This window comes from Cardiobacterium sp. (genome assembly GCF_057314735.1).
Map to the genome: position 1 here is coordinate 1 of NZ_DBHKZK010000042.1, position 2,849 is coordinate 2,849.

The following is a 2,849-nucleotide window of genomic DNA, read 5'->3' on the forward strand; positions in this document are numbered from 1 at the left end:
CAACCACATCATCACCGTCGAAGACCCGATCGAATTCGTGCACAAGCCGAAAAAATCCGTGGTCATCCAGCGCGAAGTTGGCATTGATACTGCCTCCTACGGCACCGCGCTGAAAAACTCGCTGCGTCAGGCGCCGGACGTCATCCTCATCGGGGAAATCCGCGACGTCGATACCATGCAATACGCGATGCACTTCGCCGAAACCGGTCACCTGTGTCTCGCCACCCTGCACGCCACCAACTCCGTGCAAGCGCTGGAGCGGATTTACAACTTCTTCCCGCGCGAACAGCGGCACCAAATCCAGCCGGAACTTGCCGAAAACCTGCACTGCCTCATCACCCAGCGCCTCTTGCCGCGCTCCGACCGCCCCGGCCGGATAGTCGCCATGGAAATGATGATGAACACCCCGTACATCAGCCACCTCATCTCCGAAGGCGACCTCGGCGCCATCCCTGAGGCGATGGAACGCGGCAACCCGGCGGAAGGTGTCTTTACCTTTGACCACAGCATCTTCGAACTGTACGAATCCGGCGTCATCTCCTTCCAGGACGCCATCAACTACGTCGAATCCGAGAACAACTTCCGTATCCGCATCCGCGCCCAGTCCAACCGCCGCCTGCCGCCGGAAATGCAGTCCCGTGGCGAAATCTTCAGCGTCAAAAGCGACGACGCACTCTCGCGCGAACTCATCCGCAAAGACCGGGAAGAACGCGAACGCCTGCGCAAAGAAGGCAAACTCTGACACCCGCTCAACAGCGCCTTACAACGGAAATTGCCCCGATAACGGGGCAATTTCCGTTTATACCCCCTATAGCCATCCACCGAAAGTCTCATACTGTGTTGCGTCGCCTCGCCGTACAACCGCGTACTGTCTTCGGCGACGCGCCTTGTCTGAAACTTTCGGTGGACGACTATAAAATACCGCCCCGCCCACACCCTCCCAAGGAAAACCGCATGAGCTATCGCGCCGCCGATATAGACGTCTTGAAAGGCCTGGACCCCGTCCGCAAACGGCCAGGGATGTACACTGACACCACCCGTCCCAACCACCTCGCGCAAGAAGTCATCGACAACAGCGTCGATGAAGCGCTTGCCGGATACGCCACCACCATCCGCGTCGTCCTGCACGCCGACGGCTCGCTCTCGGTGCGCGACGACGGGCGCGGTATGCCGGTCGATATCCACCCGGAAGAAGGCGTCAGCGGTGTTGAGCTCATCCTCACCCGCCTGCACGCGGGCGGCAAATTCAGCCGCAAAAACTACAACTACTCCGGCGGTCTGCACGGCGTTGGCGTTTCCGTCGTCAATGCCCTCTCCACCCGCCTCGAAGTGGAAATCGAGCGCGACGGCAGCCGCTACCGCCTCGTCTGCGCGCATGGAGACGTCGTCGAACCGCTGACCGTGGTGGAAACCATCGGCAAGCGCCGCCACGGCACCAGCGTGCGCTTCTGGGTCGATGAAAGCTACTTCGACACACCGCACTACGCTGTCGCCCGCCTCAAACAAACGCTGAAGGCCAAAGCCGTGCTCTGCGCCGGGCTGCACATCAGCCTTGATAACGAAAACAGCGGCGAGCACGACGAATGGCTGTATCAAGACGGGCTTGCCGCCTACCTGCGCGAACAAACCGGCGACGACACCGTCCCCGCCGAACCCTATACCTTGAGCCACCAAGACGACGAAGGACAAATCGACCTTGCCCTCTGCTGGCGCGAAGGCGCGGGCGCAAACGGCATCTTTGAAAGCTACGCCAACCTCATCCCGACCAGCGGCGGCGGCACGCACGTCAATGGCTTGCGCAGCGGCCTCGTTGAAGCCTTGCGCGAATTCTGCGAATTCCGCGACCTGCTGCCGCGCGGCGTCAAACTCGCGCCCGAAGACATCTGGGAAGGCTGCCAGTACGTCCTCTCCGTCAAAATCCCCGAACCCCAATTCTCCAGCCAGACCAAAGAACGCCTCACCTCGCGCCAATGCGCCGGCTGGGTCGCCGGCATCAGCAAAGACCAGTTCGGCCTTTACCTCAACAAACACGCCGACATTGGCGAAGCACTCGCGGCGCTGGCCATCAGCCACGCGCAAAAACGCCTCAACCACAACAAACAAGTCACGCGCAAACGCGCTACCAGCGGCCCGGCGCTGCCCGGCAAACTCGCCGACTGCATCAGCCAGGACACCCGCCTCACCGAACTGTTTTTGGTGGAAGGCGACAGCGCCGGCGGTTCCGCCAAACAAGCGCGCGACCGGCAAAACCAGGCCATCATGCCGCTGCGCGGCAAAATCAAAAACACCTGGGAAGATGACTCCGCCGTCGTCATGAGCTCACAAGAAATCCACGACATCGCCGTCGCCATCGGCATCGACCCGGCGAGCGACGACCTGAGCGGCCTGCGCTACGGCAAAATCTGCATCCTGGCGGACGCCGACTCGGACGGCCTGCACATCGCCACCCTCATCTGCGCGCTGATGGTCAAACACTTCCCGGCGCTGGTCAAAGCCGGACATCTATACGTCGCCATGCCGCCGCTCTACCGCATTGACGCCGGCAAACGCATCGAATACGCGCTGGACGAAACCGAGCGCGACGCCGCCATCGCCACCATCCGCCGCGACGGCTACCACGGCAAAATCAACGTCACCCGCTTCAAAGGCTTGGGCGAAATGAACCCGCCGCAGCTGCGCGAAACCACGATGCACCCGGACACGCGCCGCCTGGTGCAGCTCACCTACCACGACGCCATGCAGGCTGATGCCCTGCTTGACATGCTGCTTGCCGACAAACGCGCGGCCGACCGCCGCGCCTGGATCGAAACCAACGGCGACCACGCCGACAACCTCGACGCCTTCAGCGG

General features: G+C 61.9%; 2 protein-coding genes. Both read left to right on the forward strand.

What is annotated here, in order from left to right; translation table 11 throughout:
• Window positions 1-742: ATPase, T2SS/T4P/T4SS family (locus tag ACO54Z_RS04985; RefSeq protein WP_485996026.1), on the forward strand; the 742-nt coding region annotated here is incomplete at its 5' end.
• A 212-nt stretch (window positions 743-954) separates the two neighbouring features.
• A partial coding sequence (parE, locus tag ACO54Z_RS04990; RefSeq protein WP_485996027.1) for a DNA topoisomerase IV subunit B occupies window positions 955-2,849 on the forward strand: 1,895 nt, incomplete at its 3' end.